This window comes from Pseudomonas sp. GL_091 (assembly GCF_057837725.1).
Genome location: NZ_CM174451.1, coordinates 4,366,972 through 4,392,233, shown reverse-complemented (window position 1 = coordinate 4,392,233; position 25,262 = coordinate 4,366,972). Strand labels below are relative to the sequence as shown.

21 protein-coding genes, 1 pseudogene and 1 riboswitch are annotated in these 25,262 nt (G+C 57.1%); of the genes and pseudogenes, 12 read left to right on the top strand and 10 right to left on the bottom strand.

The window, feature by feature from the left end; genetic code table 11:
* Window positions 1–21 precede the first annotated feature (21 nt).
* The gene (locus AC3ITY_RS19955; RefSeq protein WP_489304513.1) at window positions 22–1,020 is read right to left on the bottom strand and encodes a HupE/UreJ family protein; all 999 of its coding nucleotides are present in this window, start codon (window positions 1,018–1,020) and stop codon (window positions 22–24) included.
* Window positions 1,020–1,928, bottom strand: a complete 909-nt coding sequence (locus AC3ITY_RS19950) for a peptidyl-prolyl cis-trans isomerase (protein WP_489304512.1) — start codon at window positions 1,926–1,928, stop codon at window positions 1,020–1,022. The genes AC3ITY_RS19955 and AC3ITY_RS19950 overlap by 1 nt, the downstream gene beginning before the upstream one ends.
* A 184-nt stretch (window positions 1,929–2,112) precedes the next feature.
* Here AC3ITY_RS19950 and AC3ITY_RS19945 point away from each other — a divergent pair, with 184 nt between their 5' ends.
* Together AC3ITY_RS19945 and AC3ITY_RS19940 are read left to right on the top strand one after the other, a co-directional pair.
* A complete protein-coding gene (locus AC3ITY_RS19945) occupies window positions 2,113–2,460 on the top strand; it encodes a hypothetical protein (protein WP_489304511.1) in 348 nt (115 codons plus the stop codon).
* A 756-nt stretch (window positions 2,461–3,216) separates the two neighbouring features.
* The gene (locus AC3ITY_RS19940; RefSeq protein ID WP_489304510.1) at window positions 3,217–4,149 is read left to right on the top strand and encodes a transporter; all 933 of its coding nucleotides are present in this window, start codon (window positions 3,217–3,219) and stop codon (window positions 4,147–4,149) included.
* A 100-nt stretch (window positions 4,150–4,249) separates the two neighbouring features.
* On the opposite strand, the gene AC3ITY_RS19935 is transcribed toward AC3ITY_RS19940, so the two are convergent.
* The 3 genes from AC3ITY_RS19935 to AC3ITY_RS19925 all read right to left on the bottom strand — a co-directional run bounded on the left by AC3ITY_RS19935 (window position 4,250) and on the right by AC3ITY_RS19925 (window position 8,005).
* Window positions 4,250–4,948: an ion channel gene (locus AC3ITY_RS19935; RefSeq protein WP_489304509.1), complete on the bottom strand. Its 699-nt coding sequence runs from the start codon at window positions 4,946–4,948 to the stop codon at window positions 4,250–4,252.
* A gap of 224 nt (window positions 4,949–5,172) precedes the next feature.
* Window positions 5,173–5,979, bottom strand: a complete 807-nt coding sequence (locus AC3ITY_RS19930) for a lytic transglycosylase domain-containing protein (RefSeq protein ID WP_489304508.1) — start codon at window positions 5,977–5,979, stop codon at window positions 5,173–5,175.
* Between the two features lie 589 nt (window positions 5,980–6,568).
* Window positions 6,569–8,005 carry an IS1182 family transposase gene (locus tag AC3ITY_RS19925; RefSeq protein WP_489304507.1) on the bottom strand — a complete coding sequence of 479 codons (1,437 nt, stop codon included), beginning with the start codon at window positions 8,003–8,005 and terminating at the stop codon, window positions 6,569–6,571.
* Window positions 8,006–8,147: 142 nt separating this feature from the next.
* A riboswitch (Fluoride riboswitch) is annotated at window positions 8,148–8,209 on the top strand.
* A gap of 142 nt (window positions 8,210–8,351) precedes the next feature.
* Here AC3ITY_RS19925 and crcB point away from each other — a divergent pair.
* A complete protein-coding gene (gene crcB, locus AC3ITY_RS19920) occupies window positions 8,352–8,732 on the top strand; it encodes a fluoride efflux transporter CrcB (RefSeq protein WP_095964982.1) in 381 nt (126 codons plus the stop codon).
* Window positions 8,733–8,746: 14 nt separating this feature from the next.
* Entirely contained in the window at window positions 8,747–9,088 is a 342-nt protein-coding gene (locus AC3ITY_RS19915) for a DUF190 domain-containing protein (RefSeq protein ID WP_489304506.1), read from the top strand.
* Between the two features lie 517 nt (window positions 9,089–9,605).
* Here the strand turns inward: AC3ITY_RS19915 and AC3ITY_RS19910 are convergent.
* On the bottom strand, window positions 9,606–9,824 hold the full coding sequence (locus AC3ITY_RS19910; RefSeq protein ID WP_477778501.1) for a GDCCVxC domain-containing (seleno)protein: 219 nt from the start codon (window positions 9,822–9,824) through the stop codon (window positions 9,606–9,608).
* Between the two features lie 164 nt (window positions 9,825–9,988).
* Between AC3ITY_RS19910 and merR the strand changes: the two are divergent.
* A pseudogene (gene merR, locus AC3ITY_RS19905) lies at window positions 9,989–10,384 on the top strand (mercury resistance transcriptional regulator MerR).
* 142 nt (window positions 10,385–10,526) lie between these two features.
* Here the strand turns inward: merR and AC3ITY_RS19900 are convergent.
* From AC3ITY_RS19900 to AC3ITY_RS19890, 3 genes are all read right to left on the bottom strand, one after another.
* Window positions 10,527–11,429, bottom strand: coding sequence for a universal stress protein (locus AC3ITY_RS19900; protein WP_489304505.1), 903 nt, complete (start codon window positions 11,427–11,429; stop codon window positions 10,527–10,529).
* 416 nt (window positions 11,430–11,845) lie between these two features.
* On the bottom strand, window positions 11,846–12,271 hold the full coding sequence (locus AC3ITY_RS19895) for a GNAT family N-acetyltransferase (protein ID WP_489304504.1): 426 nt from the start codon (window positions 12,269–12,271) through the stop codon (window positions 11,846–11,848).
* Window positions 12,272–12,402: 131 nt separating this feature from the next.
* The gene (locus AC3ITY_RS19890; protein WP_489304503.1) at window positions 12,403–12,891 is read right to left on the bottom strand and encodes a GNAT family N-acetyltransferase; all 489 of its coding nucleotides are present in this window, start codon (window positions 12,889–12,891) and stop codon (window positions 12,403–12,405) included.
* A 615-nt stretch (window positions 12,892–13,506) separates the two neighbouring features.
* On the opposite strand from AC3ITY_RS19890, the gene AC3ITY_RS19885 reads away from it, so the two are divergent.
* The 5 genes from AC3ITY_RS19885 to AC3ITY_RS19865 all read left to right on the top strand — a co-directional run bounded on the left by AC3ITY_RS19885 (window position 13,507) and on the right by AC3ITY_RS19865 (window position 19,540).
* Complete coding sequence (locus AC3ITY_RS19885) at window positions 13,507–14,757, top strand: OprD family outer membrane porin (RefSeq protein WP_489304502.1); 1,251 nt, start codon at window positions 13,507–13,509, stop codon at window positions 14,755–14,757.
* 160 nt (window positions 14,758–14,917) lie between these two features.
* A complete protein-coding gene (locus AC3ITY_RS19880; protein WP_489304501.1) occupies window positions 14,918–16,279 on the top strand; it encodes a spinster family MFS transporter in 1,362 nt (453 codons plus the stop codon).
* Between the two features lie 85 nt (window positions 16,280–16,364).
* Entirely contained in the window at window positions 16,365–17,339 is a 975-nt protein-coding gene (locus AC3ITY_RS19875; RefSeq protein WP_489304500.1) for an AraC family transcriptional regulator, read from the top strand.
* Between the two features lie 96 nt (window positions 17,340–17,435).
* A complete protein-coding gene (locus AC3ITY_RS19870; protein ID WP_489304499.1) occupies window positions 17,436–18,542 on the top strand; it encodes an NAD/NADP octopine/nopaline dehydrogenase family protein in 1,107 nt (368 codons plus the stop codon).
* A complete protein-coding gene (locus tag AC3ITY_RS19865) occupies window positions 18,542–19,540 on the top strand; it encodes a 3-hydroxybutyryl-CoA dehydrogenase (RefSeq protein ID WP_489304498.1) in 999 nt (332 codons plus the stop codon). Before AC3ITY_RS19870 ends, AC3ITY_RS19865 begins: the two co-directional genes overlap by 1 nt.
* Window positions 19,541–19,719: 179 nt before the next feature.
* Here AC3ITY_RS19865 and AC3ITY_RS19860 read toward each other — a convergent pair whose 3' ends face one another.
* Window positions 19,720–20,721, bottom strand: a complete 1,002-nt coding sequence (locus AC3ITY_RS19860) for an AraC family transcriptional regulator (RefSeq protein ID WP_489304497.1) — start codon at window positions 20,719–20,721, stop codon at window positions 19,720–19,722.
* A gap of 442 nt (window positions 20,722–21,163) precedes the next feature.
* Here AC3ITY_RS19860 and AC3ITY_RS19855 point away from each other — a divergent pair, with 442 nt between their 5' ends.
* Together AC3ITY_RS19855 and AC3ITY_RS19850 are read left to right on the top strand one after the other, a co-directional pair.
* Complete coding sequence (locus AC3ITY_RS19855; protein ID WP_489304496.1) at window positions 21,164–22,075, top strand: bile acid:sodium symporter family protein; 912 nt, start codon at window positions 21,164–21,166, stop codon at window positions 22,073–22,075.
* A gap of 216 nt (window positions 22,076–22,291) precedes the next feature.
* Complete coding sequence (locus AC3ITY_RS19850; protein WP_489304495.1) at window positions 22,292–25,231, top strand: FAD-binding and (Fe-S)-binding domain-containing protein; 2,940 nt, start codon at window positions 22,292–22,294, stop codon at window positions 25,229–25,231.
* Window positions 25,232–25,262: the final 31 nt, after the last annotated feature.

The following is a 25,262-nucleotide window of genomic DNA, read 5'->3' as shown; positions in this document are numbered from 1 at the left end:
ACGGCAATGACAGGGTGCAACTCAGGACAAGAAACTCGAGACTCTTTGGAAAAACCAGAAGGCAGCCAGCGTACCCAACCCGTAAGAAGCAATCGGTCGGGCATACAGGACTGCGGGCCGTGGCAGTCGACAACGCAGCAACAGTGCGCGCAGGCTCAACACGACGGCGACGAACATCAGCTGGCCGATCTCGACACCGACATTGAAGGTGAACAGCGCCAGCGGCAGGTCGCGCTGCGGCAATCCGATTTCCGCCAGCGCACCGGCAAAACCGAAGCCATGCAACAAGCCAAAACAGAACGCAACCACCCATGGCCACTGGAGGGTGAAACTGGTTTCGTCACGGTTCTTGCGGGCGACTTCCACTGCCAGCAACAGAATGCTTAGCGCAATCGTCGCTTCCACAGGAGGGCCGGGCAGCCGCACCGCACCCAGTGTAGCGAGTGCCAGAGTGACGGAATGGGCGAGGGTGAATGCGGTGATGGTCTTCACCAGCATCCAGCCATTACCCACCAGCAGCAGGAGACCGAAGACGAACAGCAGGTGATCGAAGCCCCCCAGGATGTGTTGGATGCCATGAGCCAGAAATGCACCGGCCACCGAGAACACTCCCGGCGTGGCAGCGATCTCTATCCAGGGCTGCGCAGGGTGGACGAGGGTGGTCGTCAGGCTGCCGTCCAGGCGCGAGACACGCACCAGCACATCGGTGATGCTCGCTTGCAGGCCGATGAATTCAATACGTTGCCCGACCAGTCCTGCGGGACCGGCTTCAATGACCCGACGCTCGATCAGTGAATCGTTGAGTTCGCTTTCCACGGGCTCAACGACAGTGCGCACACCTTTGGCAAACCGGAGCGCAATCGGCAATCGCATGCCCGAAAGCACCGGCGTGCGCCACAGTACGTCATAGCGCCCGGCAGCCGTTTCGTTGAGTTCCAGGTAAGCGGGGCGCGACTCATGGGCGATGGCCGTTAGCCCCACGAACCAGAGCACCAACAGTAGCCATACCGTGCACCGCATCACGGCCGCTCCGTGTGTGTGGCAGCAATCACACCGGCGGAAGCAGGTATCATCAGCACGACCTCATAGCGTGCTTTCAGTGCATCGAAATTCGCGCGTTTCGATGCGCTGCGTTGTTCGGACATCCAATCGGACTTGACCTGCTGGGCCACGGCTTCGAAGGGCGGAGGAGGTGATTTGGCCAGCGCATCGATCCACACCAGATGCCAGCCAAAACCCGACTCCACAGGCCCCACCCAGCTACCAGGCGTGTGCTTGAACAATGAAATGGCGAACGTTGAACCAAAGACCCGCGCCACCTGATCCTGGGATTGTTCCGAGTAGGCGTTTTTAAACATAAAGGCATCGCCTTCGCCACTGTTCTTGTCAGACAGCCCACTGAGTGCGGACTGAGCCTGCGCTTGCGCATCCGCACCACGTTTGTCCAAGGCGAAAAACAAATGATGGAAGGTCAAAAGTGGCGGCGGGGCATATTGGTCCTGATGCTGGTTGTACCAGGCCTCAAGTACACCGGGTGCCGGCTCGCGAAGTGACGCTACATCTTCGGCGAGGAAATCCATTTTTTGCGCCAGTCGGCGGCGAATAATAGTGTCGTCTTTATCCAGGCCAAGTTTCAGTGCTTCGCGATAGAGGATTTCCTCTTTCACATATTCATCAATCAGGCCCTGCAACTGTTGCTCCGATGCGGGTCGTTGCCATCGCGCCAGCCAGGAAATCGCGATTTGCTGAACTACTTCAGGGGTGATTTCGATGCGTTGCGGATCTTGATCAAGGGTTGAACGGTGTAAACCTCCGTACAGCGCAAAGAGTGCAAAACCGGCGATTAGAAAGTGCAATAGCGGCTGGCGGAGGCATCGCTTGATTAACGAAAATCGAGATTCTTTCGCTTCGCAGACGCTTAAGTTCATGACTTATTGCCCCACGCTATACTGCGAATGGTTTTCGCAGCAGGGTGGAGTATTGCTGCTGTACCGGAACTTTCCACCAAGGCTAATCACGATAAGCACTAAGGCTTAGTAGCAATCGGGTTAACCAATTCCCCAGGGCCGTCCAGTCTTGCACCTATACAGCCCGGGACGGAGCGCCCATGTGATGAAAGGACTGCTTGTTTTCGCCGCGATCATCGAGGCAGCCACTGGCGTGACGCTGATACTTGTCCCGTCGCTGGTCGGGCAACTTCTGCTTGGCATCGAACTGACGGGCGTCATCGTCCCCCTGGCCGGCATTGCCCTCATCGCATTGGCCATCGCCTGCTGGCCCGGACCAGCAATGCTCGGGATGTTGATCTATAACGCAGCCGTTACGCTTTATCTCGCCTACGTTGGTATCTCGGGGGAATCGAGTGGGGTTTTGTTGTGGCCGGTGGTCGTATTGCACGGGATCATGACGGTACTTTTGATTCGAGCAATGACAAGCCAGACGAGGAACTCACAGACGTAGTCAACGAATGGTCCCGCGCTGGATCATCCCGTCGAGATCGCCTTTCCACGGTTTCATCACCTCTTGGGGCGATATAGTGAGTTCCTCGCGCGGTGGTGTCTGAGGGGAGGACCTGGCTTCGGCTGCGGCATGGACGGGGCCGGCAAACAGCGCGAACGTGAGGGCCGCAACCGCGAAGGCGACCAACCTGGAGCGGGTTGGCAAATAACATGGACGCCATGTTTGCAGGATGCGATTCCCAAACATTATCAGCGCTCCACAAGTTGATTTGCTCTAACCGGCTCCAACTGTGCCCTCCCCAGATACAGCGGTGGTACGCCGGGCACGAACTTTACGCCAGAAGGATATTTCGGAGTCTAGTCTATTGATGACAGAGTTCTTGGTTCCGGAGATCAATGCCCGAAAACGGTTGGTGCACAATTCGCGACTGATGCAGATTGCAGCCTGCCTCTGGGCGTGAAGCTGCCGGTCAGCACGGGCATGAATCGGCCAACAGCTGCCTGTCAATTTCGTCTGAGGAAACCCAGACGACCTGTCTCTTGCTGCGCCTTGTTATAAGACTTCAAATTATCCACGAAACCAGGTGAGGGCAAACCTCATCCAATGAACAGTATGCCCAAGAACTGATTGGCCAGGAGTATCCGATCAAACAGTCAGTGCTGCCACACAGTGCTGATGGCCGCTGTAAGTGCCAAACGAATGCAGATGCGCTACAACAATACATAGAGCTCTGGGACCCTGACAGGAAGCGAGCGAATGTGGATGAAACACAAACTCTGCGTCGTCAGGCTGGTTCGGTTCGCATCCGTTTCGCTCATCATCGTAGCCCCCGGTGCAGGCGCAGAAGATCTCGAACCGAGGTCCTACGCCAATACGCCGGTCGGTATCAATTTCCTGCTCATGGGCTACAGCGATCTCCATGGCAGTGTGACGGCCAACCCCTCAGTCCCGCTCCAGGATGCCAAGCTCAACATCAAGACTGTGGTGTTTGCCTTTGCCAGATCCCTGGACGTCTGGGGCCGCTCCGGTAAGTTCGATATCGTCGTACCTGAGGCAAGACTGAAGGGCTCTGCCCTGTTCGACGGTGAACCCAAGGAGCGAAATGTTACGGGGTTGATCGATCCAAGATTCCGCTTCTCGGTCAACTTGTATGGCGCCCCGGCGATGTCCCTGGCTGAATTCCCCAGCTATCAACAGGATGTGATTATCGGCACCAGCCTGGCGATCACGGCGCCAATAGGCCAATACGACGCGAGTAAGCTGGTAAATCTCGGCAACAACCGCTGGTCATTCAAGCCCGAACTTGGGATTTCCAAGCGTCTGGGGCCAGTGACCCTGGAATTATCCGGCGCGGGAACCTTTTACACCGACAATGACGAGTTCCTCGGCGACCACACACTTTCCCAGAACCCGATTTACCAGGTACAGGGACATCTTATCTATGCCTTTAGCAACGGTGTTTGGGTTGCGCTGGATACGACCTACTTCGCTGGCGGGAGTAGCTCAGTCGATGGGGCCGGCAACCACGATTTTCAGGAGAACACACGCTACGGATGTACCCTAACGCTGCCGTTGAACCGGAACCATTCGCTAAAGCTGAATGCGAGTAAGGGCGGCCATACCCGCACGGGCAGCGAATACGATGCCATTGGCATGGTCTGGCAGTATCGCTTCGGCGCAGGGCTTTGAAACATAGGATTTACGCTACGTTCCATTCATGCGTTCGTGAGACATTTGTCCGATGCTGGTTGCTTACCAATGCCCGGAGACGGCTCAGGCAAATCGAGAGTCACCTGGCCTGATTCGACGGATAAAGACCCGCAAGCCGCGCGATCACAACACCAACGTAAAAGACGCCTGAAAACTCTTCGACCATCACAAGTGAGCGGGCGTGATTGGTCAACGGGATGACATCACCGTAACCGGTGGTTGTGAGCGTCGTGAGGCTGAAATAGATCAGTTTGAAGAAAGTGCCGGGCTGTCTGAAGTCGAGTTGGCCAGGGCCGAATGAGCCAGCGGCGGATATCTCGACCAGGGCATAGATGAAGGACCAAACGAAGGCCAGCATGATGTAACCCGCAAGCGCGCCATGCAGCTTGTCGGCTGTAATTGGCCCGCGCTTGAGGATATAGCGAAGCACTCCGCTAAACGAAACTGCAAGAGACGCCACATAGGAAATCCCGGCAAGCTCAAGAATCGCGATACTCCCAGCCCACAAGGCCGCCCATTGAAGGCCAATCCCAAGCAGCGCCAGGCACAGTTTGAGGATGAACCCCCGCCGATTCTGCCTGGTGGCGAAAGCGCCCACGAGCAGCACCGTTGAAAACAAAATGCCGAGCGACATGCGAGCAATTAAACCCTCCTCAAGGAAGGGAAACAGGAGGATCAATCCAAGTAAGAGCAGCAACAGACAAGTGCAGGGCCCCAGCCCTATAACCATCTGAGCTAAATCCGCGTCGGACTCGGCTTTATCTTGCGGATTTGTCATACCGGTTTCCCTGAGGCCGAAGTAACGCTCGATACCTGACGTTGCACGGGTGAATTCTGATCTTGCTTCAGAATAGTTGGCAGTGAAACTCTAGTCGCGAATACATGTGAGAGGATTCAGCCTGACAGGCAGCCTGGGTCGATAGCTACCGGTGAGCGTGGAAGTTCGGTTGAGCCATTCCCCGCCCGGCGTATTACCTGTTCCGGGTTATGCGCCCTACGGTACTAGCGATGGTTGCGATAGCGTTCGGTCAAGGACTGCACGAGGGTAACGTAGGATTGCGTCTCGGCGTAGGGAGGCACCCCGTTGTACTCGACCACGGACGCTTCGCCGGCGTTGTAACCTGCCAACGCCAGCACCTGGTTGCCGTTGAAGCGCTTGAGCAGCCAGGCCAGGTAGCGCACGCCGCCACGAATGTTCTGTCGTGCGTCGAACGGATTGTCCACGTCGAATCGCTGGGCGGTGGCGGGCATCAACTGCATCAGCCCCTGGGCGCCGGCTTCGGAAATGGCGTTGGGGCGAAACGCCGATTCGGCATGTATCACTGCGCGGACCAGCGCCCTGTCGACACCATAATGATCCGAAGCGGCTTCGATCTCCCGCTGATAGGAATGGGGGTCCAGGCGCAGTGAGGCGACCTTGAAATCCTTCGGCGCCATGCACAGATAGCAGCCCTTGATGTAATAGAGCTCAAGGACATCGACCCGTGCGGAGATCCCGACGGGGCGCCGGCTCACAAATTGACGAATACCCTTGTGGATGAAGGTGTACACCCGAATCCGCACCGCGCCTGAGTTGTCGTCCCGCACAAGCCGTGGCAGGGCCGTTGCCTTGGCGCCGACACCGGCGCCCGCCATGCCATTCAGGCGAGTGCAGCGGGCGCTGGCGATGGCTTGGCTGGTGTAGCTGATGGCTCCGTCCCTGGCTTGGCACTTGAACATGGCGCTGGCGCACAGTGGAGCGACCAGCAAGGCCAGCTCGATGCAGCCAAGAAGGCTCTTGCGAGCCCATCGCCATGCTCTGGAACTCATCACATCGCTCCGCGCCGCAGGCGCCGATCAGGCCTGGGGCGCTTGGCCCGGGCGCTGCCTTTGGAGGGCCTATTCTGGGTGACCCGCCTTTTGTTCTGATAGTTATACCCCTTGTAACCGGCCTTGGAACTTGCGTTGACGTACGGGCTGCCGGCGTTCCCAGGCGAGGCGCAGGCCTGATTGCTCGCACGTCGCGTCGTCCCGGCTTGCCAGGGCCGGGCGCAAGTCCGATCCACGGGTGACGGACCCGGACCGAAACACGGCTGCTTCCTGCGAAGACCCAGCGGTTCATCGAGTTCATACGCGACCATCTCAACAGTGCTTAATGCCTGACGACTGGATAGGGGCATCCCGACGCAAACGAATGTCTCCTTCTGGCCGATTATTGCCTGTCCCGGAGGGCTGCAATCGACCCAGGCCGTGTGAAAACGCACTGAATACGTCGAAAGTTGAGAGCTATGGGCGTTGCCTGCGAAACCAGCAGACTGAAGCGCGAATTGCCCTCGTCAGCTACATAGGCGTTCGTAAATTCTGTTTGGGCCGCGTCAGCGGCCCAAACAGCCACTCACGGTCGATCAAACGGCTGGATTCACGCCCTGACCGCTTCAAGCAGTCCTGAGATACCGAAGATGCTCATCATCCGTTTGAGGTTGTAGGCGAGCACGTGAAGGCTCATTTCGGTGCTTACCCTTGGTAGGGTTTTGGTCAGGAAGTGGGTACTTCCCATCCAGTATTTGAGCGTTCCAAAAGGATGTTCAACGGTCTGTCGGCGACGCCTCATCATCGCTGGATCATTTTCCAGCCGTACCTGCATCGCATCGATTACGGCTTCATGTTCCCAGCGCTTTACCCGGCGCTCCTTACCGGTCGTACATTGCTTGTGCATTGCGCAGGACTGGCAGCCCGAGAACCAATAACAGTGCAGTAGCATGCCGTCTTCCACCGAAGAATGCCGCCGGGTCAGTAACTGTCCCGCAGGGCATCGATACTCGTCCGATGCAGCAAGGTAGATGAAGTCCTGCTTACCAAATCGGCCTTCGGCTTTGCTGCCTGATGTCAGGGGTTTCGGCACGAAAGTAGTGATGCCGGCTTGCTCGCAAGCAAGGATTTCCAGACCTTTGTAATAGCCTCGGTCGGCCACCACCGTTAGCGACTCAGCCTCGATTTCTTCACGCGCCTGGCTCGCCATATTGCTCAGTTGCCCACGATCATTACCAACGTTGGTCACCTCATGGGCAACGATCAGATGGTGTTTGTCGTCGACCGCTGTTTGTACGTTGTAGCCGACCGTTCCGGTGCCTCGGCCGCTCGTGGCCATTGAACGTGCATCAGGATCTGTGAGGGAGATCTGCTGGTCTGGACTTTCGTGGAGCTGCGCCTCGATTTCCTTGAGTTTCTGCATCTGCTTTTTCAGTGTTTCGATCTTTTCTTTAAGCCGCTCTGCTTTGGCCTCGGCCACTTCGGGCGTTGCCCGATCCGCCGAATCCATCGCCGCCAAATATCGATCAATGCTCTGCTCGATCTGCTGCATGCGTGCCTTCACTTTTCCCTGGGTGAAGTTACGGTCACGGTTGTTGACGGCTTTGAATTTGCTGCCGTCGATGGCGATGATCGACTGAGAGAAGAGATTGAGGTTGCGGCAAAGCACTACGAACTGGCGGCATACGCTGCGAATGGCTTTGCCGTTGTCTTTGCGAAAGTCGGCAATGGTTTTGAAGTCCGGAGCCAAACGCCCCGTTAGCCACATCAACTCGACGTTGCGCTCGGCCTCACGCTCAAGCCGGCGGCTGGACTGAATCCGATTGAGGTAGCCGTAGATATAGATCTTCAGCAACACCGCTGGGTGGTAGGCCGGACGACCCGTTGCGGCAGGATCGACGCCCTCAAAACCAAGTGCGCCCAGGTCGAGTTCGTCGACGAAAACATCGACCACGCGCACTGGATTTTCTTCGGCTACGTAATCGTCCAGACACTCTGGCAGCAGCGTCACTTGCGTCCGAGCCTCACCTTCAATAAATCGCTTCATGATCGCCCCCGATACGATCTAGACGATCAGAAGGTTAGACAATCACTGGCGTTTTCACACAGCCTGGACCCATAACGGACCCGCCCTAAGTGCTTCAATTCCAGCTTGGTATTACCTTGAAACCTTTAGCGGGGCTGATAGGATGGCTGAAGGAGATGGCATTCCTCCTTTAACCGCCTTCGTGCTGATGATGCCTACGTGAACCCTGGACAGGGTGCGTAGGTGTGTCGCCCTGTCCTCCTACTTAGGACAGGATCGTGATTTCAATCTCTCCGTTCATCCCCCATCTGTTCATCCAGTTGTCAGAGATTTCTCGCCTATTCATGCCGATAGGAGACGCGCAGCTATGCTGAAGTCATTGCTCGTTATCGCTATCGGCGCATCACTTGGGGCCTGGTTACGCTGGTTGCTGGGTATCAAACTCAATGCCCTGTTCCCAACTGTTCCGCCGGGCACCCTGATTGCCAACATGGTTGGGGGATACATCATCGGTTTAGCGATTGCCTTCCTAGCCGCAACGCCATCGCTGAGTCCCGAATGGCGACTACTGATCATCACCGGCTTCTGTGGGGGGCTGACAACCTTCTCTACGTTCTCAGCTGAAACTGTCACCTTGATTCAGGAGGGCAGATTGTTTTGGGCGATTGGTGCCATATCGCTCCACGTCGCTGGCTCACTGGCGATGACTGCCGCAGGGCTTCTCTCGTTTCAATTTGGCACACGCTAAAGAGGTGATCAGTCATGAAAGGGTTTCTGGTGATTTTCTTTACCCAACAGAACCGCCGTCATCATGGAAAAATGCTCGGTGACTGGCTTGTCGATCTGGCCAAAGAAATGGGGCTACGTGGAGCCACTCTGGCAACCGGTATTGAAGGCTTCGGACATTCGGGAAAACTGCATTCCTCGCATTTTTTTGAGCTGGCTGATCAGCCAACCGAGATCCGTCTGGCAATTACTGAAGAAGAGTTCGCTCGCTTGTTTGAGCGCCTCGCGTCCGAGGAAATTTCCTTGTTCTACATAAAAACCTCAATTGAATTTGGAGCCGTTGGCATGCGGGCTGATCCAGCCGATCGCGTAGGTTGAAATGTGAGCATGTGGATTGCTGCAAGGAGATGCCTGCTTTTGGCCGAAATCTGCCTGTCGAGAGAGGCAGTTAACGACCGATTCTGTTGAAAAAGTCGGTTCGCCCAAACGGCTTGCTCATTGACTGGTTAAAACGCCTTTTTTGCACACTGCTACGTGAGATCCGAGTCCGGAAGCCTCTACCGAAAGTAAAGATTTCAATCTCGGACGCATACTTTTCTGCTGCGCAAACCATGGTCGATTTTTTCTACAGAATCGACCCATTGCAGCGACTCCCCAACGACTGTGATCGGGACAAAGCTACCTGCCGAAAACGGCACCAAATGCGGACCGACCGATCGTCACCAATTGGATCAAAGCCAATACAGGAGAGCAATGGTAAACAACCAGCCGATGCAGAGGGCGATAGTCAGGTAGACAACCACGAGCATCAGGGAGCGACTCCACATGATACTGACCTCCCATAACCACGGTTTGAGGCGCTTCAGGGGCGTCTGACAAACCGAACAAACACAGGTCAATCCGTACTACAGCATCCGAGTTGCTCCTGGAGCGGCGGGCACTTCACCGTTCCAAACGAACAGAACACACAGCAGTCACCGGGGTTCGGGCGTAGCAGGGTCTTACAATTGCCACACTCGTAGAAGAACTGGCAGGCGTCCGTGGGCATGGCTTCCTGCTTGGCGAAACCGCAATGTGGGCAGGTCAACACGGATTCGAGGATGACGGCGCTCATGGTTGCCTCATTTGTGCACGGTGGAGGGATAACCGCATTGATCGTCGCCTTGGTCAACGCCTCAGGATCTGCCGATCTGTTGAGCCATCGTGTTCTCCATTGAATCGATCTAACCTAGAGTCACTCTACACTCCGTACCCGGGTACAGAATCAAGGGGCGTGTGATGGCGACAGGGCTGAGTATCGGCAAGTTGGCGCAAGCTGCCGGGGTGAATATCGAGACTATTCGCTATTACCAGCGACGCGGCTTGCTGGATGAGCCGCCAAAGCCGCTCAGCGGTTATCGGTGTTATCTACCGGAGCAGGTCAAACGGTTGTGCTTCATCAAGAGGGCGCAGGCGCTGGGATTCACGCTGGATGAGGTGGGCGCACTGCTGACACTTGATGCGGCCTGCACTTGTCGCGAGACTCGAGCACTGGCCGTGCGCAAACTGGCTCTGATCGAGTAAAAGATGGCCGACCTTGCCGCAATGCAGCAGGTGCTGGGCGGACTGGTGCAGCAATGCGATGTAGGCGGCGGGGCCGCATGCCCTATCATCGATGCGCTGGACAGGGAGTGATGCCTGGTTGCAGCCCCTCCCGACTGCCAGAAATCAACCAAAAGCAGACGGCCAGCCGTGTCCGTCCAGTCAACACTCTCCGTAAAACAAGGCCGTGATTGTCAGCTGCTGCCGCATCAAAGTGCGGACCTGAAGAGTATTCCTACTGATCTACTTGCCCCTTTATTGCCAAAACATTGCAGGGCACCTGATACAGGACGTGCTCTGTAGTACTGCCAATCAGCTTGTGCAGCCCTTTTCGATGTGTACTTCCCATTACGATCACATCGGTTCGGCTATAGGCTGCGAAGTCGGACATCACTTTGGTTGGCGAACCTTCAATGAAGTGTTGTCGTTCAGAGGGTATTTGGTAGCTGTCAGCCAAAGTAATGAAGGACTTATGCAGTGACCGACGTACGTCGTTGCTGAAGCCTGGCATCGTCACGGCGCCGGCCCCAGCGTCAGAGATATGTGTTTGCGATGGATCGAAGGCGTGCAGCAGGTGCAACTCTGCATTGCACTGCATTGCCATCCGCTGTGCAGCCAGGATGATGCGATCGTTGATGTCAGTGATCTGGTGCTCTGGATGCGACAAATCCACTGCTGCCACTATCATCCGTGGAAGTGGACACCTGACCTCGCTGACCAGATGAACAGCAACCGGGAGATCGCGCACCAGATGCCAATCCAGAGGCGTGACGAATACGCGTTTGATTGCTGATTCGTAGTGTACGTCCTTGATAACCAGGTCCGGTTGCAAGTCCGTCACATGCTGAAGGATTTCTTGCAGTACGTCCCGAGCCAATGCAACTTCGGTGGTCACCGTAATACCATTGCCGCGTATCAGTTGGGCTTCATCTTGCAGCCACTTCTGGTTCTCTTGCTGACAGATCTCGCGAAATTGCTCATTCCCGCTCATCAACCCCAAGATGTCGACGTCTTCGATAAACACCGTGATATGCAGTACTGCGCCAGTGGCTTTGGCAAGTGCGACTGCCCGCTCTAGCGCCGGCGTGTGACGCATGGCTGGACCGACAATCAGAAAGAGGCGTTGATATTGGCTCATGTCGCACCTCCAGCATTCTGGGTTATCCGTTAGTTTCCGCCGGCACTCTTGTCCGCCACACTATTGGCGACCTCCTACCGCCTCAACTTCCCGGATCGACAATACCAATATACGCCCGCATTCAGTGAACGCGCACGGGACGAGTCGCCCTGCGCACATATCTACCCCACCACCCTGGATGTGCGCATGGCACCCCTACGCAAGGCAATCCCCGAAGACGATTTTCTGGAAACTCAGGCCTGGCTGAGTCTGTCGACGACCTCCTGAACCGGCGCGGCATCGAAGCGTCAAATATTGTTGGCAAGAACAAGGTGCTGGTCGGCCCTCCTATGACTTTCGACTTCTGAGAATGACCGGTTTTGGTCGATTGCTGCCTGCTACGAAGCGCAGCTATCGGCCCAAGATCCAAAATGCGGTCAGCACAACGACTTCTGGTAATAGAGCCGGGTATGTCCCGGTGGATAATCTGCCAGGCGTCCGAATTCGGAGTAACCAAGTTTTCGATAAAACCCGGGTGCCTGAAAGCTGAAAGTCTCCAGCCAGATACCAATGCAGTGCTTTTTCTGCGCGACTTCTTCGGCCATGCGCATTAGCCGTTCTCCGATACCCTGGCCACGCATCGACTCGGGAACGCTGACAAGATCGATGAGCAGCCATCGATAAGAGACCTTGCCGTACAGTCCGCCAATGACTTCGTTACTGTCAGGGTCTCGTAGCAACAGAGCAAATGTTTCATGTGCGTCGTCTCCACCGTTGACCAGATTATGGGCCAGCAACGGGGTTAAAATTCCCAGCCGTTCTGCTTCAGTAGCATTTTCAGAAAACTGGATTTCTACAGACATGGCGCCCTCCCTGAGCGGTGAGTAACTGGGTCGACAAGGTATCCCATCCCTGTCACCCCATGGTGGATCAGTGAATACATCAAGTTGTCGGTTTTTTCAGATGGCCTGACTGGCCGCCTCTGGCTGTGTATTCAACCTGCCGAGCTTCTGCTGCGCGTCATGTGTATGAGGGCCGATCGGCCGTTTCCCAAAGAAGGTCGCTCCTCAATGGCATAAGGCACAAACCCAAGCTTGGGGTAGAGCAGCAGCCCTGCCGTGTTTTCGTTGAAGCAGGAAATCTGCACCTCGTTGGCTCCGTAACGCTCGAATGCCAAGCCGGTCATGGTCTCTACGATAAACGTGGCCACTCCTTTGCCCCGAGCGCTCGGCGAGACGATGACATTGCCGATACAGCAAACGCCATGGCGTTCAGTTCGATAGAAATTGGCAAACCCAACGACAGTCCCATTGATCTCCACGACGGTAGAATCGAAGCGTTGGGAGATCGCGGTAATCAACTGCGTTTCCGTTAGCGGGAAACGTGCCTTCGGAAACATGAAAAACAACTCTTGAGCGTTCTGAGGAAAGCCGCAGATCATTTTTACGTCGCTAGCCTTCACTGGCCTGTGGTTCAGTTTCATTGCTCGTCTCTAAGCTCCATGAATCAGTACTTTAGCTGAATCCCAAGGCTAGCGGCGCTGATGGAAGGGGGATCGGTCTGGAAGAACGTGACGCTGGTGGAACGGCGGCGGCAGTGCTCAGGCGGTCTGCATCAGGCTGCGCAATTGGAGAATCGCCTGCGCAATCGGGGAGGTTGGCGGGCAGTGCAATCGCTAGTTTAGGGCCCAACCAACAACAAGACCTCGCTAAAGGAAGGCTTATGCAATACAGGCTTGCCATCTCCCACTGTGTGCCCTGCGCTTTTGAGTCGACTAAGGGAAACCTTTAGCCGGGTTGAAGTTTTCCCCCCAACGGATGCTGTTCATCTCGATATCGGCGTGGCGCCCGCTGGCTTACCTTGGGTAGACAAGAGGCGTGTCGTCGTGGCGGACTGTTCCATTGAGCCCGCCTGGCGTTTTACCCCATAACAACAATAGGCCTGACAATGCTCGAACCGATCGTCCTTTATATCCCTGATGCAATCCGCCTTCCTGGGCAAGAAGGCTCGGTGTTCGGCTGCCGGCATTTTTAGTTTTTGGTTTGAATCTGCTCCTATAAATACAGTGCCCAAGCACATACAGATGTGGAGAAGTTAGATGTATCAGGTAAAACAATCTTGCCGTGGGCTCGGTATTGCCGGCGTGTTGGGAATTATCTGTTCGCCATTGGCAGCCTATGCCGATGTTATTGATGACAGTCACTTTAAAGTGGATACGCGCAACTTCTACTTGCACCGCAACTACACCAATACCAATGCGCCGTTTTCGCAAGTGCATAGTTGGTCTCAGGGTTTCGATGCGCAGTTTACTTCCGGTTACACCGACACGGCACTGGCAATCGGTCTTGATGTGGATGCGCAATACGCCGTGCGCCTGGATTCGTCGGGCAACGACGGTTCGCTGCCCTTCAGCGTCCACGACCAGCAGACGGCCGATGACTACAGTCGTGCCGGTGCAACCTTCAAGATGCGCTACAGCAAGACCGAGTTGAAGGTCGGTGACCTTCGCCCACAACTGCCGGTGGCGTACGATGACACCAGTCGGCAATTGGATACCATCTACCAGGGGGCTGTGGTCGAGTCCAAGGAAGTCGATGGGTTGACGATGACCGGTGGCCGGTTCTGGTCTGCCGTGACGCGGGAATCTTCCAACCACGAGAAGCTGTACAAGTTTGGCTCCACCGATAATCTCGACAGTGACGGCCTGGACTTTGGCGGCGCAACTTACGACATTACCAAAAACCTGCAAGCCAGTTATTTCTACGGCGTGTTGCACGATATTTATCAGCAACACTATTTTGGCCTGATGCATATGGCTGATTTGGGTAATGGCTACAAACTTAAAACCGACTTGCGCTACTTCAATAACAATGAAGATGGCAATGCGTTGAACGGTGAAATCGACAACCGTTCCTACGGTGGCTTGTTCTCCTTGCTTAAAGGCGCCCACATGTTTGGCCTCAGTTACCAGCGCATGCTCGGTGACAGCGTGTTCCCGACGATGAACGGTTTTATCCCGCAACCTTACCTGGTGCACTGGTCGTCCCTGGGGTTTGTCCGCCCGGGTGAAAAGTCCTGGGGCGCGCGCTACAGCTATGACTTTGCCGGGATGGGCATGCCGGGGCTGAAGCTCTACACCCGCTACATCAAGGGTACCAACTGGAACCGTGGCAACAACCTGAGCGACAACCAGGAAAGCGAACGTTTTCTGGGGCTCAGCTACGTGGTGCAGAGCGGGGCGCTGCAAGGCCTGGGGCTGGACCTGCGCAACATCGACGTGAAACAGAAGTACGGCTACGACTACAACGAATTCCGTGTCGCCACGACCTACACCTGGAAGTTCTGGTAAGCCCAGTCCATCCGGGGTTTGACCCCATAACAATAAGAGGCCTGACCATGTTCGAACCCTTTGTCCTTTACATCTGCCCCGCAACTTCCCAGTCGGTGCGCTGTGCACCGTCACCCGGCGCGCTGCGCGCATGAGCGGATTCCAAGAGGAGCAAACACTAGTGAATATCCAGGTCGATAACGCGGTCCTGCAACAGCAGAAGAAGAAAACCTACATTTACGAGTGGTACGTGGTCGGCTTGTGCATGATCGCCTACATCTTTTCATTTGTGGATCGGCAGATCCTGGCGCTGATGATCGAACCGATCAAAGCCGACCTGCAGATCAGCGACACTCAGTTCAGTTTGCTGCACGGGCTGGCCTTTTCGTTGTTCTACGCGTTCATGGGCATGCCCATCGCCTACCTGGCCGACCGCTTTTCCCGGCCGAAGATCATCGCCGTCGGCGTCGTGTTCTGGAGCCTGGCGACTGCCGCCTGCGGCATGAGCAAGAACTTCCTGCACATGTTCCTCGCCCGCATTGGCGTCGGTGTCGGCGAAGCGGCCCTGTCGCCCTCGGCCTACTCGATGTTCAGCGACATGTTCCCCAAGGAAAAACTCGGCCGCGCAGTGGGCATCTACTCGATCGGCTCGTTCGTCGGTGGTGGCCTGGCCTTCCTGGTGGGCGGCTATGTGATCGCGATGCTCAAGGACATGAACACCATCGAGGTCGCCGTTCTCGGTGCGATGAAGGCCTGGCAGCTGGCGTTCTTCATTGTCGGCCTGCCCGGCCTCGTGGTCGGCCTGTTGATCTGGCTCACCGTACGCGACCCGGCGCGCAAAGGCCTGCAGGTCGATGCGCAGGGTCGGGCGAAGAAGGTTGCGATGAGCGATGGCTTGCGCTTCCTCGGCCGCCACCGTGCCACCTTCGCCTGTCATTACCTGGGCTTTTCGTTCTACGCCATGGCCCTGTTCTGCTTGATGAGCTGGAGCCCTGCGCTGTACATCCGCAAGTTCGGCCTGTCGCCAATGGAGGCGGGCTACATGCTCGGCACCGTGCTGTTGGTGGCCAACACCGCCGGGGTGCTGTGCGGTGGATGGCTCACCGACTATCTGGGCAAGAAAGGTCATCAGGACGCTGCCATGCGCACTGGCGTCATCGGTGCCCTCGGCATGGCGGTACCTGCCGTGCTGTTCCCTCAAGTCGATCAACTGTGGCTGTCGGTGACCCTGTTGGTGCCAGCGATGTTCTTCGCTTCGTTCCCGATGCCGGCGTCCACGGCGGCGATGCAGATCCTCGCGCCGAACCAGGTGCGTGCGCAGGTCTCGGCCGTGTTCCTGCTGATCAGCAATCTGCTGGGGTTGGGCCTGGGCACCACGTTGGTGGCACTGTTGACCGACCGCTACTTCGGATCGCCCGCGGCGGTAGGTTCGTCGATGTCGCTGGTGATCTGTGGCGCGTCGGCGTTGACCGTACTTCTACTATGGCGTGGTTGCCGTCATTTCCGCGAAAGCTATGCCCGTGAACACCCGACCCGGGCTTGATTGGTCATAGTCCACGATCGGCGCCTCGGCCTCGCTCCCTTTGAAGGGCGCGGGGCCGAGGTGCTCCAGGTCAGGAGAACCCTTGATGTTGAATGATGTACACCTGTTGGAACGGCACAGCCTGCTCAGCTCGGCCGATTACCGCGAGATCAAGGACAAGGTCAGCCAATACCTGTGCCCGCACAGCTTCAACGTGCTGCGTGACGAGCCGATCTACACCCGGCTCAACGGCGTATTCTTCGGCGATTCGGCGCTGCTCGACCTGCGCTATGGCGCGCCGGTGGAGATCACCATCGGCGACATTGCCGATCAGTACCTGTTTCGCATCACCTTGCAGGGGCATTGCGAAGTGGCCCACGGGCGGCGCAGCGCGGCGATGCAGTCGGGCTACCTGAGCGTCTCCTCGCCGTTTGCGCAAAGCCGCATCGTCACCGATGGCGAGTGCCGCAACCTGATCCTGCGGGTCGACCGTGATGCCCTGGAGACACAGCTGCAACGCCTGCTCGGTCGCAGCCTGCGGCAGTCGGTGATCTTTGATGTCAGCGTCGACCACCTGGGCGCCGGCGTCGTCAGCCTCTATCACACCCTGGACTACATTTGCCGGCTGTACGGCAGCGGCGTCGACGGTTCGCGTCTCGCCAGCGGCCTGTCCGAATACCTGATGCAACTGCTGCTCACACAGTTGCCGCACAACTACTCGGCGGATCTGTTGATCGACTCGCGCGCGCCGCTGCCGCACCACGTGAAAAAGGCCCGTGACTACATCGAGGAACACCTCGACGAGTCGATCAGCCTGACAACCTTGAGCGAACTGTGCGGTGTCTCGGTGCGCACCTTGCAGAACGGCTTCAACCAGTTTCTCCAGCAAGCGCCGGTCGAGTACATCCGCGACCGACGCCTGGCAGTGATCCACGAGTCGCTGAAGCAGGGCAGGGCTGGAGAAACCGTCACCGATATCCTGTTGCGTCATGGCATCAACAGTTTCGGGCATTTTTCCAGCGCCTATCGGCAACGCTATGGCTGCCTGCCTTCGGACACCCTGCGGCGGCAGAAGCATTGAGACTCCTGCGCAATCCGTCATTCGGCTGCGCAATCGGATGAGTCTGTGGCGGTGCGGCTCGATAGGATCGAGTCTCTAACAAAAAGGAGTATCTGCATGAATATTACTGTGCTGGGTGGTGGTCACGGCTGTTACGCCGCTGCTGTCGAAATGGCTGAAAAAGGGCACCAGACCCGCCTGTGGCGTCGAGACTCTGCCGCGTTCAAAGAGCTGCTGGCCATTGGCAGCCTGACCATCAAGGACTACAAGGGCACTCGCAAATTGTCCGTCGCAAAGCAGGGCGACAAGCTGTCGTTCACCGACGACCTGGCCGAAGCCCTGGGCGACGCGCAACTGGTGATCATCCCTCTGCCGTCGACCTCCCACGAAGACCTGGCCAGACACGTGGCGCCGCACCTGCACGACGGTCAGGTGGTGTTCCTGCCGCCGGGCACGTTCGGCAGCTTCGTGTTCGCCAAGGCCATGGCCGATGCGGGCAACCGGAGCAAGGTCGCCTTCGCTGAAACCGGTACGCTGCCGTACCTGGTCCGCAAGCATGGCGCCAGCGACCTGGTGATCAGCGGCTACGCCACCCGCCTGCCGACCGGCGTATTCCCCAGCAACCTGTCCGAGCATGCTTTCGCGGTATTGCGCGAGGCCTACCCGAGTGTCGAGCCGATTGAAGACGCCCTGAGCGGTGCGTTGATGAACGCCGGCCCCATCATTCACCCGCCGCTGATCATGATGAACGCCGGTCCCCTGGAGCATTTCGAGGCCTGGGACATTCACAACGAAGGCACCCAGCCGTCGATTCGTCGCGTGACCAACCAGCTTGATGCCGAGCGCATGGCCGTGCGCGAAGCACTGACCTACGATGCGCCGCACTTCCCGCTGGCCGACCACTACAACACCAGCGAAGGCGATGAGTGGATGTATGGTCGCGGTGCCCATGGCAAGCTGACCGACAGCGGCGACTGGCGCGAAGACATCGACCTGCAGAAACATCGCTACATGCTCGAAGACACCCGCCTGGGTCTGTCCTTCCTGGTGTCCGTCGGCCGCTGGGCCAGTGTGCCGACCCCGGTGGCGCAGGGCCTGCTGAGCATTGCCTCGGTCGTCGCCGGTCGTGACCTCTACGCCGAAGGCCGCACCCTGGAAAACCTCGGTCTGGTCACGCTGAGTCGGGCGCAGATGACCGAACTGCTGACCAAGGGCTACAACTGATGAACGCCGCGCTGCCCCAAGTCAGCGTGGTCGGCGCCGGCCGGATGGGCGAGGGCATTGCCCTGGCGTTCATCCATGCGGGCCTGCCGGTGACCCTCATCGACATCAAGGATCGCGCCGAGGAAGAGCGGCACGGCTACTTCGAGCGAGTGCGCAACAACATCCGCAGCGAACTGCAGATGCTGGTACGCCTTGGTGTGCTTCAGCTGGAACAGGCGGACATCGCGATAGCCCGGTTGACGCTGCAATCCCGGTCCCAGGCCGCAGATGCATTGCGCCGGTGCGACCTGGTGTTCGAAGCGGTGCCGGAGGTCATCGCGGTCAAGCAGCAGACTTTCGCCTGGGTCAGCGAGCATGTCCCGGCGTCGACCATCATTGCATCGACCACTTCGACTTTCCTGGTCACCGAGTTGAGCGAAATGGTCAGTGAGCCGCAACGCTTCGTGAACGCGCACTGGCTCAATCCCGCGTACCTGATGCCGCTGGTGGAAGTCAGCCGCAGCGAAGCGACCTGTCCGCAGGTGGTCGAACGGCTGCTGCAACTGCTCAAGCGGATCGGCAAGGTGCCCGTGGTGTGCAATCCGGTGGCCGGCTACATCGTGCCGCGCATTCAGGCATTGGTCATGAACGAAGCGGCACGGATGGTGGAAGAGGGCGTGGCCAGCGCAGAAGATATCGACACCGCAGTGCGCGTCGGCTTCGGGTTGCGCTTCTCGGTGCTGGGCCTGCTTGAATTCATCGACTGGGGTGGCGGTGACATTTTGTACTACGCCTCGCGCTACCTGAGTGGAGCGCTGTCACCGCGCTTCGAATCGCCACAGGTGATCGCCGACAACATGCAAAACGGCCGCAATGGCTTGCGAGATGGCCAGGGTTTCTACGACTACCGTGACATGGACGTGGAAGCCTACAAGCAGCAGCGTCTTGGCGACTTTGTCCGCAAGCTGGAATTGTCGGGGTTGACGCCAGCGTTCGATGGCGCCTTGAAGCAGGCCTGAGCCTCAGGGCCCGGGTGCCGGGCCCTGACTACACGAGGTTGCAGCGGGGGCCTTCGCCCGCTCGATAGCATTGGCTGCACTGAATCGCTGCCGGGAGGGCGAAGGGAAGGAGGTACCTGACTCGATTGGCGAAATCCTGTCCACCGCTCAGGCGCTTAACGAGCGCATCGCTCAACTCTCTACAGACCTGCCCGGTACTCATTAGGAGTGGTATTGAACCAACGGCGGAAGGCGCGGAAGAAATTGCTGGGAGCCGCGAAGCCCAGCAAATAGGAAATTTCCTGCAGGGTTAGTTCGGGCTGGATCAGGTACTGGCGCGCCAGTTCTCGGCGAGTACCATCGAGCAGTTGATGAAAACCGGTTCCTTCCGCTTGCAGGCGGCGCTGCAAGGTACGCTCGGACATAAACATTGTCTGGGCCACCACTTCGCGTTTGGGCTCACCTTGAGGCAACAAACGACAGAGCAGATGACGCACCTGGTGAGTGATCTGGCCGTCTGAAAAACGCGCCAGATACTCACCAGCAAAGCGTTCGTGCAGTTGCGCCAGGGCCTCGTTAGCAGAATGTAGTGGGGCATCCAGATCGGTGCGGTCGAACAACAATGCATAGTGCTCGGCATTGAATTTCAGAGGAGCCTGAAACACCTCGCAGTATGGCTTCAGATTAGCCGGCGCACGTCCGGTAAAGCTGACAAGACGAGGAGTCAAGGGACGGCACGCTAGCCAGCGGCAAAAGGCCAGGATATAGGCTAGCGAACCCTCTGCACTTTCCCTGGCAGAAGGCAGGCGATCGCCATGAATTGCCAGGGTCAACTCATAGCCGTCCGACGTAGGGTGAAAGCTGAGATCTGCACTCTCACCAATGATGCGCTGATAGCGGACCAGACTAGAAATACCCTCATGCAAGTTGCGGCTGGACATCAATGCATAGCCGACCACATGGAAGGAGGCTGGTCGCACCACCTGGGCCAGGTTCAGGGCAATGACCGGATTTCCAGAAGCCTCTACCGCCAGATGCCATAGGCCTGTCATGCCATCTTGTGGGAAGCGAGCGTCGGGATCGCTCAGAGCGGAATAATCCATCCCAAGACGTTCGAACAGACTGCGGCAGTCGACACCGCCCATTTCCAGAGATCGGACAATGGCGCTAGCCCAACCGGAGGAAGTAGTACGCTGATTCATTTGCAGATTCCTACTCGATTCAGGCGCAGCCGTTTTACACCAGCACCAACACTCGAGACAACCGCTGTGATCCGGGTGCAACAGCGCCCAAAGGGGTTGACCTGTCACGTCCCCTCCGATGGTGCTTCAGCACCGCGGGCGAGCGCCATAAAGATACGTAGGTGGGATCTTTGCGGCATCCAGGAGCACCGAAAAACCGCCCCTCCAATGATATTGATGTTTCAAAAGGCATCTATCTGTCCGGCAAGGCAAGCAGTCTGGCTGGCAGGGAGAATATTGCCCGTGCCCCTCCATCATTAGACTCCTAGGCAGCCCAATCAACGCAAAGGTTACAACCAATAACGTACCGGCCGGGTACAAGCTTCGGTTTGTCCGGCCAGACCACCAGGCCCTTTGCATCCCGGTTAACCGCCGGGCTTGCCTCGCTGCGAGTACAACAATAATGATGGCATCGCCCTTGCTGACTACATTCCTCCCCATTGCCCTGGGCATCATCATGCTCGGACTGGGGTTGTCACTCACCCCGGCGGATTTTGTCCGGGTAGTGAAGTTTCCCAAGCCTGTTCTGATCGGTCTGGTCTGCCAGTTAATCCTCCTGCCGTACTTCTGCTTTCTCATTGCTAAGTATTTTGGTCTGGCACCGGAACTGGCCGTCGGCCTGATGCTCTTGGCCGCCTCTCCGGGCGGTACATCTGCCAACCTCTACAGCCACTTAGCACACGGTGATGTGGCACTGAATGTCACCCTGACGGCAGTGAACTCGGTGGTCGCGATTCTCACCATGCCATTGCTCGTCAATTGGTCGCTGATGTATTTCATGGCAGACGGTCAGGCCATTCCTTTGCAATTTGCAAAAGTAGTGCAGGTATTCGCCATCGTCTTGGTGCCGGTCGCGGTGGGTATGGTCGTACGCAAACTGGCGGTACGCTTTGCCTTGCTCATGGAGCGCCCGATGAAGATCATTTCCGCGCTGTTCCTTGTCGTCACCGTAGTGCTCGCCCTGGCCAAGGATTGGCAGACGGTATTGGACTACGCGCCTGTAGTAGGTACGGCTGCATTGCTGTTCAATTTGCTCAGCCTCGGCATCGGCTACTGGATACCACGCCTGTTCCAGTTGCCGCAGCGCCAGGCAGTGGCCATCGGCATGGAAGTTGGTATTCACAATGGCGCTTTGGCTATCGCCCTGGCGTTAAGCCCGACGTTGCTGAACAACCCGACCATGGCCATTCCGGCGGCCATTTACAGCGTCCTCATGTTCTTCACCGCTGCAGCCTTCGGCTGGTGGGTCAATGTGACCTATGCCAAGGAGCTGGCAATCAAGGTAGGCGTCCCGGTCTCAGTATCTCAAAGGTAGAAGGTTTACCGATCAAGACTCATGGGTATGTGCTTTTTGTACGTTCAGATGAAAGCCTGCCCTTCGTCGAACAAGGGTTGATACAGAAATAAATTGTAACAATTAAGGCTAAACTAATACTTGCTGTTAATTCGAATCAATGATCGCGGGCTTGACGGAGAGGCCATCAAGGCTATCCCTCACATTGTTCCAATATCAGCTTTTATGAGCTCAAAAATGAAAAAGCTTCTTTCCGTAGACCCAGCGAAAATTGGCAGACCGCCGGGCGCGGGATCGCCGGATGCGGTTCCGGATGAGTTGTGTGATGGAACGCCTGCGCCATTGAGGCAAGCGCTGGAGCAGCTACTTGGACCCGACCGTGTATTGCATCGAGTGGTTGACCTGGTCCGCTATGCCTCAGATGCCAGCCCATATCGGCTCGTGCCGCAAGTCGTAGTTGTCGCACACGATGGGGACGATGTAGCGAAAGTCCTTCGGTTCTGTTCAGAAACAGGTCGACACGCCACTTTTCGTGCTGCCGGAACCAGTCTGAACGGGCAAGCATTGTCAGATGAAATCCTCATCGACGTGCGAAAGTTTTTCAGCGGAGTCAAGGGCATCGGTGAGCGGGGGCTCAGCATAAAAGCTGGTGTTGGAACCATCCTATCGTATGCAAACGCACATCTTGCGCCGTACAGTCGCAAGATTGGGCCGGACCCGGCAAGCTCCGCAGCGTGTACGCTTGGTGGCGTGGTTTCAAACAATTCAGGCGGAATGCGCTGCACCATTGCTCAAAACGCTTATCAAACCGTTAGTGCGCTAACGTTCGTGCTGGTATCCGGAACGAAAATCGACACGTCGGACCCAGATGCGGAGCAATATTTCCTTGCAAGTGAGCCAGAGCTGGCGAATGGGCTGATGGCGCTACAGGCGGAGATCCTCGCAGATGACGAACTTGTCGGACGAATTCGTCGGAAATACTCCATCAGAAATACCCATGGCTACCGCCTTGACGCCTTCCTGGACGGCCACTCTCCCCTGGAGATATTCCGTCGCCTCCTGATAGGCTCGGAAGGGACGCTTGGATTCATCTCGGATGTGACATTTAGTACTGTTGAAGTTGCGGCGGTCACCAGCGTCGCATGGATTGCAGTTCCTTCTATTAATGACGCAATTGCGCTCGTGCCGGATCTGGTAGCGCTCGGGGCCAGTGCAGTTGAATTAATGATCGCACCGGCCTTGCGGGCTGCGGCCGCAGCTTTCCCCGGCACACCTGAATACTGGAAATCGCTCGACTTGGAGGCAGCGGCCCTGTTGATCGAGATCGGGGCCTGCGACGAGGAGCGCCTGGCCGAAAAGCAGGCTCTCGTCATGCACCTGACTGACCAGGTCACGCTGTTGGGAGATTTAACCTTTACAAGTCACGCGGAGGCGATCGAGCTCGCCTGGCATGTAAGGGAGGGCCTGCTGGGCCTGATTGGCAAGCAGCGACCACTGGGTTCCCTGCTTATCACCGAAGACGTGTGTTTCCCCCCTCTACTACTGGCACGCGCTACCCACGACCTGCAAGACCTGTTGCGCAAACACGGGTTTATGCCAGGAGTTGCAGGGCACGCGGCCCATGGCAATCTTCACTTCACTCTGATCGCGCGATTTGATGAGGAGGAGGGTAGGGCTACCTATGCAAAGTTTATGGAGGAACTAGTCGACCTCGTGGTGCGCAAGTACGACGGTTCCCTGAAAGCAGAGCATGGAACCGGGTTAAATATGGCGCCCTTTATCACCCACGAATGGGGGGAGCGGGCGACAAACATCATGTGGCGAGTCAAGAACCTCGCCGATCCGCAGGGTGTTCTCGCACCGAACGTCATCCTCTCCCGGGACCAGGACATTCATCTGAAGTCCTTCAAGTCGCTGCCCCCGATTGAAGGCGTTTCCAATGCCAGTCAGTGCATCGAATGCGGTTTTTGCGAGCCGGTGTGCCCGAGCCGAAACGTTTCCATGACACCGCGACAGCGTATCGTTGTGCGCCGGGAAATGGCCCGACAGAGGGAGAACTCTCCGATCTTGCGACGGCTCCAGGAGCAGTATCAGTACGACGCCATTCAAACCTGCGCCGGTGATGGGTCTTGTTCGGTGCCTTGTCCCATCGGAATCAACACGGGCGAATTGATGCGCGAGTTTCGCCGGCGTTCACAGAGCGAGACCTCAGATAACGTTGCCCTTTCCGTTGCCAAAAAATGGAGCGCTGTCGAGCGCGTTAGCACCGTCGCACTCACTGGTGCGAAATTTCTGGGTAATACTTTTGGTTGGCGGCCATTGAAAGCGATTGCAGACACGGCGCGAATATTCGTTAGCGCCGATATCCTCCCTACCGTGCCAGGACCGATGCCGAAGCCGGCCGCAAGCCGTATGCCAGAGACCGTCCGCGAAGGCACTGATGCGGTCTACTTCACTGCTTGTGTCAATCGAATGTTCGGCCGCGATCCGGACACCGCTCGCGACGCGATATCGATTCAGGAGGCCCTCGTACGGGTTTCGCATCGCGGCGGGAAGAAACTGTGGATTCCGCCGGACATCGGTGGACTCTGCTGTGCGACGCCATTCAGTTCAAAGGGCTTCGTTGCTGCGCATGACTTCATGGCAAATTCGATTGCGCAGGCGCTGTTGCGGTGGACCGATGAAGGTCGCTTGCCAGTTGTGGTCGACGCGGCATCTTGTACTCACGGCCTGGTGAGTGGGATCGCTGAGCATCTTACCCCTGAGCTGCGCGAGCGCTATTCGCGCCTGAGCATTATCGATTCGGTGACTTGGTGTGCCAGCCTCCTACCCAACCTCAAGGTAAGCACGCCATTGAAGCGCATTATCTTGCATCCTACCTGCGCGATGTTGCACCTCAATCTGTCGGGGCAACTCAAGCAGGTGGCTCAACACATGGCGCAGGAAGTTGTCGTTCCGATTGGCGCGACCTGCTGCGGCACCGCGGGTGACCGGGGCCTCTTGCATCCAGAGCTGGTAGCGTCAGCTACGCGAGAAGAGCATGCCTATGTGGATGCGACGACAGCTGACGCCTATGTGTCGGCAAACCGTACATGCGAAATGGGGTTGCGGCATGTTACGGGGAAACCCTATGAGTCTTTCGTCTTCAGTCTGGAGCAATGCACCCGTGGAACCTGAGTGCGCCGCTCCCCCTGTTAACTGATCCCAC

Coding starts and splice junctions, on each gene's coding strand:
- AC3ITY_RS19955 (WP_489304513.1), bottom strand. CDS start 1,020: ATGCGGTGCACGGTATGGCTACTGTTGGTGCTCTGGTTCGTGGGGCTA.
- AC3ITY_RS19950 (WP_489304512.1), bottom strand. CDS start 1,928: ATGAACTTAAGCGTCTGCGAAGCGAAAGAATCTCGATTTTCGTTAATC.
- AC3ITY_RS19945 (WP_489304511.1), top strand. CDS start 2,113: ATGAAAGGACTGCTTGTTTTCGCCGCGATCATCGAGGCAGCCACTGGC.
- AC3ITY_RS19940 (WP_489304510.1), top strand. CDS start 3,217: ATGTGGATGAAACACAAACTCTGCGTCGTCAGGCTGGTTCGGTTCGCA.
- AC3ITY_RS19935 (WP_489304509.1), bottom strand. CDS start 4,948: ATGACAAATCCGCAAGATAAAGCCGAGTCCGACGCGGATTTAGCTCAG.
- AC3ITY_RS19930 (WP_489304508.1), bottom strand. CDS start 5,979: ATGAGTTCCAGAGCATGGCGATGGGCTCGCAAGAGCCTTCTTGGCTGC.
- AC3ITY_RS19925 (WP_489304507.1), bottom strand. CDS start 8,005: ATGAAGCGATTTATTGAAGGTGAGGCTCGGACGCAAGTGACGCTGCTG.
- crcB (WP_095964982.1), top strand. CDS start 8,352: ATGCTGAAGTCATTGCTCGTTATCGCTATCGGCGCATCACTTGGGGCC.
- AC3ITY_RS19915 (WP_489304506.1), top strand. CDS start 8,747: ATGAAAGGGTTTCTGGTGATTTTCTTTACCCAACAGAACCGCCGTCAT.
- AC3ITY_RS19910 (WP_477778501.1), bottom strand. CDS start 9,824: ATGAGCGCCGTCATCCTCGAATCCGTGTTGACCTGCCCACATTGCGGT.
- AC3ITY_RS19900 (WP_489304505.1), bottom strand. CDS start 11,429: ATGAGCCAATATCAACGCCTCTTTCTGATTGTCGGTCCAGCCATGCGT.
- AC3ITY_RS19895 (WP_489304504.1), bottom strand. CDS start 12,271: ATGTCTGTAGAAATCCAGTTTTCTGAAAATGCTACTGAAGCAGAACGG.
- AC3ITY_RS19890 (WP_489304503.1), bottom strand. CDS start 12,891: ATGAAACTGAACCACAGGCCAGTGAAGGCTAGCGACGTAAAAATGATC.
- AC3ITY_RS19885 (WP_489304502.1), top strand. CDS start 13,507: ATGTATCAGGTAAAACAATCTTGCCGTGGGCTCGGTATTGCCGGCGTG.
- AC3ITY_RS19875 (WP_489304500.1), top strand. CDS start 16,365: ATGTTGAATGATGTACACCTGTTGGAACGGCACAGCCTGCTCAGCTCG.
- AC3ITY_RS19870 (WP_489304499.1), top strand. CDS start 17,436: ATGAATATTACTGTGCTGGGTGGTGGTCACGGCTGTTACGCCGCTGCT.
- AC3ITY_RS19865 (WP_489304498.1), top strand. CDS start 18,542: ATGAACGCCGCGCTGCCCCAAGTCAGCGTGGTCGGCGCCGGCCGGATG.
- AC3ITY_RS19860 (WP_489304497.1), bottom strand. CDS start 20,721: ATGAATCAGCGTACTACTTCCTCCGGTTGGGCTAGCGCCATTGTCCGA.
- AC3ITY_RS19855 (WP_489304496.1), top strand. CDS start 21,164: ATGATGGCATCGCCCTTGCTGACTACATTCCTCCCCATTGCCCTGGGC.
- AC3ITY_RS19850 (WP_489304495.1), top strand. CDS start 22,292: ATGAAAAAGCTTCTTTCCGTAGACCCAGCGAAAATTGGCAGACCGCCG.